This window comes from uncultured Sphingomonas sp. (assembly GCF_946477935.1).
Classification (GTDB): Bacteria; Pseudomonadota; Alphaproteobacteria; order Sphingomonadales; family Sphingomonadaceae; genus Sphingomonas.
Genome location: NZ_CAMLAC010000207.1, coordinates 1 through 6507 on the forward strand (window position 1 = coordinate 1; position 6507 = coordinate 6507).

Genomic DNA, 6507 nt, shown 5'->3' on the forward strand with positions numbered 1-6507 from the left:
CCTTGCCCCCGGCCGCGCCCATTGGCGCGACGCGCCCGATCGCGCCCTCTTCCCCTTCGGCGCCGGCCTGTCCTACACCCGCTTCGCGCTCGATGCGGTGCGCGTGCCCGCCACCATCCCTTTCGGCGCATCGGTCGGCGTCTCCGTGCGCGTCCGCAACATCGGCCCCCGGCCCGGCCTGGCCTGCATCCGCCTCGAACTGCACGACCGCGTCGCCAGCCGCACCCGGCCCGTCTGGCAGATGAAACACTGGCAGCGACTGACGCTGGCACCCGGCGCCGAACAGCGCATCACCTTCACCCTGATCCCGGACGACCTCGCGCTGATCACCGCCACAGGCGACCGCGCGGTAGAACCGGGCGTCTTCGATCTGCGTTTATCGGAAGGCATCGACCACGCCACCGCCAGCTTCACCGTCCTCCCCCCTCAAAGCACCCATTTTGGAAACTAACGGAAGTTCTTCTGTTCCTTAACAAAGTCTGACACAACAGGCGCAAGGAGCAACATGCATCAAGAGGAGCCAGGATCGCGCGTCGAAGCGCTGGAGCGCAAGAACGCGGTGCTGGAGGGCATCAACCGCATTTTCCGTGAAATGCTGGCCATTCGTTCCGACGAAGCCCTGGGCCAGCTATGCCTGTCGATCGCCGAGGAGGTGACCGGCGCGACCATCAGCTTCATGGGCGCGATCAACACCGCCACCGACCAGTTGGACGATCTGGCGATCAGTCCGGGCGGATGGGCCGCCTTTTCGATGGACGATCCCGCCTTCCCCCACGGCGTGGCACCGACGGGCCTGAAGATCCACGGCATCTATGGCCGCGTGCTGCGCGATGGCCGAACCGAAATCGCGAACCGTCCCGCCACGCACCCGGATCGCATCGGCACGCCGCACGGCCATCCGCCGCTTGCATCCTTCATGGGCGTGCCGCTGCTGATCGGCACGCGCGTCGTCGGGATGATCGGGTTGGGCAACCGGCCGGGCGGCTTCGGGCCGGAGGAGCGCGAGGTGATGGAGGCGCTGGCGCCTGCCATGTGCCAGGCGCTGGTCAGCCGTCGCACCGGTCGGGCGCTGGCGACCAGCGAGAGCAAGTTCCGCCGCCTGTTCGACACGATCGACGAGGGCATCGCCCGGATCGAGCTGTTGTACGATGCCGATGGTGCCGCCACCACGCTGCGCTGGCTGGAGTTGAACCGCGCCTTTTCGCACCTGACCACACTCGGCGACGTCACCGGGCGGCTGGTAGACGAGGTCATGCCGCATTACCCGCGCGCATGGATCGAACGCTATGCGCAGATACTGCGCACGGGGCGCCCCGAACGCTTCGAACGGCATGTGCCGGAACTGGGGCGCTGGTTCTCCATCTATGCCGCCCCCGCCGCCGATGGTGGCGCCAACGAGGTCGCGCTGGTCTTCACCGATATCACCGACCGCAAACAGGCCGAGGCGGCGCTGCGCGAAAGCCGTGCGCGCCTGGAAACGCTGATCGCCGGCATTCCGCATCTGGTATGGCGGGCGGAGGATCACGGCGCCTGGACCTGGGCCAGCCCGCAATGGACCGCGATCACAGGCCAGGCGGGATCGGCCTCGCTGGCATTTGGCTGGCTCGATCGCATCCACCCGGACGACCACGAACGCGCGTGCGAAGCCTGGGCGCAGGCCGATGCACGCAGCGCCTATCGCGCCGATTATCGCATCTGGCATGTGGCGGAGGATCGCTATCGCTGGTTCCAGACCCGCGCGGTGCCACGCCGCGCCGAGGATGGCACGATCGTCGAATGGCTCGGCACCTCCACCGACGTACACGAGCTGCGGCAGTTGCAGGATCGTCAGCAGTTGCTGGTCGCCGAATTGCAGCACCGGGTGCGCAACATGCTGTCGGTCGTCCGCTCGGTCTTTGCCCGCTCGATCGAGATGGGCGATTCGCCCGAGGATGGCGCCTCGCACTTCAAGGGGCGGCTGGACGCGCTGGCCCGAACGCAGGTGATCGTGACGCGCAGTGCCAGCGGCCGGGTCGATCTGGAAAACCTGATCCGCGACGAACTGCTCAGCGTCGGCGCGGCCAACGCTCCCAATGTGCGGCTGGACGGACCCGATGTCGCCTTGCCCGCATCGGCGGCGGAATCGCTGGGGCTCGCGGTGCACGAACTGACCACCAACGCGATCAAATATGGCGCGCTGCGCTGCACGGCGGCGACCTTGTCGATCGGATGGGATGTGCTCGTCGCACAGGATGGTGAACGGACGCTGGTGCTGACCTGGGTCGAGGACGGCGTCGATGACATCACCGATGCGCCCATGCAGGGCTTTGGTCGGGAACTGATCGAGGATGCGCTGCCCTATCGGCTGGGCGCGCAGACGCGGCTGGAATTCGGACCGCGCGGCGTGCGCTGCACGATCGCCATCACATTGCATGAAGAACGGGAGGACGCACATGGCTTCGAGTTGCGATGAGGCGCATGACGATTTGACGGGCAAGCGCATCCTGATCGTCGAGGACGAATATTACATCGCCTCCGACCTGAAGCGCGCATTGCAGCAGGCCGGCGCCTCCGTTGTCGGCCCGGTCGGCGATCTGCGCCGCGGCCTGGCGCTCGCCGGAGAGGAGCCGCTGGATGCCGCGGTGCTGGACGTGAACCTCCAGGAAAGCGCATCCTTTCCTATCGCCGACGCACTCGACCGCCGATCGGTGCCCTACATGTTCCTGACCGGCTATGACGCATGGGCCTTGCCCACCGCCTATGCTGGCGCCCCCCGCCTCATCAAGCCGATCGGCGTCGATGCGGTGCTGAGCGAGGTGCAGGCATTGATCCGTCAGCCGCAAGGATAGCGTACCCAGGCGCAGGCGCTGCACGGCATCCGCTCCTCCCCGGTGGAAAACCGCTGGCGCCCCCGCCGACGCTCTGCTAAGCGGCCGCTTCCAGGCACCCGTAGCTCAGCTGGATAGAGCGCTGCCCTCCGAAGGCAGAGGCCACAGGTTCGAATCCTGTCGGGTGCGCCAGTCACATAATCTGGCGAATCGCTAAAATCCTAAAGGTTTTCATCTTCGATCCGGATCGAAGATGCAGTGGCACCCATCAGGAAGCGGGCAAAAGGCTGGTTCGTGCAGGTTAGCCGGGAACGGTACGAATCGGAGCGTAAAACCCTCTTCACCATGGAAGCGGCGGAAAACTGGGCACGGGAATGTGAAAGCCGTATTGGCCGCGGCGAGGACTCCCAGCATCGACGGCTGCTACCGGGAATGACACCGGGCGACCTGATCCAGCGCTACATCAATGAAGTGATCGGAACCCGAGCATAGTGCATGGCAGTCGCTCGCCTTTTCGCGCGCGACGTCCAGTCCGCCATAGACGTGTGACAGCCCCCATTCGTGGAGCCGCGCCGAAATATACGCGGCAACATCCTGCGACTTGGATGGACCTTTAAGTTGACGATCTTCGCCCATGACCGGGGGGCTGCTGCGTTGCCGGCGTACTGGCCATTTCCATGAGCGTCGCGCGCATCAGCCTTCGTTCACGCGGCCAGGCGACGCCCCGTTCTCCAAACGCATTCGGGGCGGCGCGAGATGATCGCGCCGCCCCGAACGTCTTGACGCTGGCGTCGGTCGTCAGAACGTCAGACGAACCGTCATCTGATACTGGCGATCGCTCTTGAAGTAGGTGCGCGGTGCTTCCAGCCCGTCGCGGTTGAGGACGAAGGTCGTCTTCGTGGTCGTATCCAGCAGATTCTGGACCTGCAGGCCGATCTTGAAGTTGCGGTTGACCGTGTAGATCAGCGATCCGTCCATCTGGCCGACACCCAGCGCATAGACCGGCAGGAACGGGAAGCAGCAGTCGCGATTGGTCAGCAGATATTTCGACCGCCAGCTATAGGCGACACGGGCATAGATCCCGCCCAGATCGTAAAAGCCCGAAACGTTGAAGTTGTACTTCGACAACTGCGCCAGCGGCAGGTTCTCGTACAGCCCCGCCACATCGAGCGGCGGACGATTGCCGTCCTCGGGCCGGTTGTCCGGCACCGCGTTCGGGATCTTGCCCGGCTCGATATAGGTGAAGGTCACCTGCGTCCCCAGCCCGCGCAGCGCGCCCGGCAGGAAGTCGTAGGTCTGCTGGTACGAAAGCTCGGCCCCCTTGATGTTGGCGTTGCCGGGCACGTTGACCGGGCCGTTGATCGTCGCGGCGAAGGTCTGGCCATTGTTGGTGAAGCTGCGGCTATACCCGAAATTGTCGAGGATGATGTTCGACAACTGCTTGTAGAAGACCGCGCCGGTCAGCGATCCGACCTTGGCGAAATACCATTCGGCGGTCAGGTCGACCTGCTTGGCGTCGATCGGCCGCAGGAACGGATTCCGCGCATTGGCACTGAAACCGTAGATGCCGGTCGTATTCGCCGTGGACGGGGTCAGGCCGACGAAGTTGCGCAGATCGGTAAAGCCCGGACGCGAAATCGCCTTCGATGCCGCCAGGCGGAACAGCAACTGCCCATTGGGCTGGAACTTGACGTTCAGGCTCGGCAGCCACTTGTCGAATTTCTGCGCGGCGACGTTCGTGTCCGACCCGCTGTTCGAGAAGGCGACGATCGCCTGCTGCTGTGCCTGCGGGACGGTACAGATCGGCCGAACGGTGTTGTTCGGATTCGGGCTGGCACAGAACTGGGCCACCGTTGCGAAGGCGCCAAGCGTGCTGCCGATGTTCGGGAAGGTGGTGCCGCCGAACGACTGGTCCTCCGTGTGGACGAACCGTACGCCGATATTGCCCGACAGGTCCGCTTCGCCGCCGCCGATATTGTCGACACCGAAGTCGAGACGGGCATAGCCCGAATAGGTCTTTTCGGTGATGCGGTAGACTTCGGCCGGCCGGAAATAGCCGTCGATCAGGTTCGCGCCGCGGTCCTCGAGCGGGGTATAACCGCCGCCCGACGCCTTGGTCGCGGTGCGCAGCAGGTTGGTCAGCGCATCATGATCGGTCAGGATGCTGTCCTTGATGCCCCAGACCGTCGGCGGCTGCACCGCCTGTCCGCGATAGAAATCGGCGAAGTTCACCGGCGCCATGCTGTCGACATACTTGTTCACGGTCGCCGTGCTGGAGGTCCAGGTGTCCGACACCGCGCCCCAGTTGTTGTAATCGTTGGCCTTCACCGTCTGGTCGCGGGTCGAATAGCGGCCACCGACGCGCACTTTGCGCAGGAACGAATCTTCGGACACGTCATATTGCGCGTCGGCGCGGAATGCCCATTCGTCGCCGTCGCTGTGCGTGCGGTTGTTCATCGCGTCGCGGATGAAGGTGTTGGTCTGTGACGCGAAATACGGGCCGATCGCCTGATTGTTCGGCGGAACCACCGTGATCTGCGGCACGTCGCCGCGTCCGTCGATCCTCACGCCGCTGAACGTCGCCAGCTCGACGACGTCGTCCGAATCGCGCGCCTTTGAATAAACATACTGCCCGTCAAAATTCAGGTGCAGGCGATCGGTCGGATCGAACTTGATGTTCAGCGACTGGTCCTGCGTGTACCCGTCGGTCTGGAAATACCGGTTGCCGAGCGTGGTGTATTGCCCGCCGCCCTGACGGATCAGCGTGCCGCTGGTGAACCGGCCGTCGTCATTATAGGTCGGTTGGGCAAAGCTCTGCCCGGCAATCGGTGCGAACGGGTTGTAGCCTTGCGGGAAGATCTGGGTCGCATCGCCATAATAGACGTTGGGCTCCACCGTGCGGTCGAGCCAGGTCTGCGACGACTCGGCGCGAAGGAACTGGGCGGTGACCAGCAGGTTGCCGGGCGCATTCTCATATTGCGCCGCCGCCGAATAACCGACGCGCTTGCGGTCGAACTCCTGCGAGCGCATGCCGGCACCCAGCGGCACGTACACGAAATCCCGGCCCGATGGCACCGGATAGCGATCCCACAGCGTCGACTGATACGGCGTGCCGGGATTCAGGATGCGGCCCTCGCCGGCGTCCTGCGTGCCGTTGCCGTTCCGGTCGTCGTTATAGCGTGGCAGGAACGCCGAATAGAAAACCGAGTCCGACCGGCTGCGCTGACGGTTATAGCTGCCGCTGGCCATGATGCCGAAACGGCCGCCGCTCGGGATATTCCACTGCTTGGAGAACAGCCCGACCACGGCCGGCTCGCTGCGCCCGTTATAGTCGCCATAGTTCACGCTGCCCGAGAGATAGATCAGCGTTTCCTTGGTATCGAACGGCTTGCGGGTATTGATGTTGACCGTACCCGAAATGCCGCCCTCGATCATGTCGGCGGTCAGGTTCTTGAAGACTTCGACCGAGCCGACCAGTTCGGTCGGCACGTCGTTGAAGCCGATCTCGCGACCGCCGCTGACGCCGAAGCTGTCGCGGCCGTTGAACTCGCCACGAACGTAGGACAGCCCGCGGATGGTGACGCCCGATCCTTCCACGGAGAAGTGCGCGGTGTCGCTGGCGGCGGCGAAACGGGTGATCGCGACGCCCGGCACACGCTGCAGCGCCTCGTTGACCGAACGATCGGGAAGGGCACCGATA

At 64.5% G+C, this 6507-nt stretch carries 5 protein-coding genes and 1 tRNA gene; 5 read left to right on the top strand and 1 reads right to left on the bottom strand.

The window, feature by feature from the left end; genetic code table 11:
* The 5 genes from Q0U08_RS16360 to Q0U08_RS16380 form a co-directional block, all read left to right on the top strand.
* The coding region (locus Q0U08_RS16360; protein WP_298092652.1) for a fibronectin type III-like domain-contianing protein at nt 1-451 on the top strand (451 nt) is incomplete at its 5' end.
* Between the two features lie 54 nt (nt 452-505).
* The gene (locus tag Q0U08_RS16365) at nt 506-2452 is read left to right on the top strand and encodes a GAF domain-containing protein (RefSeq protein ID WP_298092653.1); all 1947 of its coding nucleotides are present in this window, start codon (nt 506-508) and stop codon (nt 2450-2452) included.
* Nucleotides 2433-2828, top strand: a complete 396-nt coding sequence (locus Q0U08_RS16370) for a response regulator (RefSeq protein WP_298092654.1) — start codon at nt 2433-2435, stop codon at nt 2826-2828. The genes Q0U08_RS16365 and Q0U08_RS16370 overlap by 20 nt, the downstream gene beginning before the upstream one ends.
* 94 nt (nt 2829-2922) lie before the next feature.
* A tRNA-Arg gene (locus tag Q0U08_RS16375) sits at nt 2923-2999 on the top strand.
* Nucleotides 3000-3065: 66 nt separating this feature from the next.
* Nucleotides 3066-3299, top strand: coding sequence for a hypothetical protein (locus Q0U08_RS16380; protein WP_298092655.1), 234 nt, complete (start codon nt 3066-3068; stop codon nt 3297-3299).
* Between the two features lie 306 nt (nt 3300-3605).
* On the opposite strand, the gene Q0U08_RS16385 is transcribed toward Q0U08_RS16380, so the two are convergent.
* Nucleotides 3606-6507 (bottom strand): TonB-dependent receptor (locus tag Q0U08_RS16385; RefSeq protein WP_298092656.1); only part of this gene is annotated, 2902 nt, incomplete at its 5' end.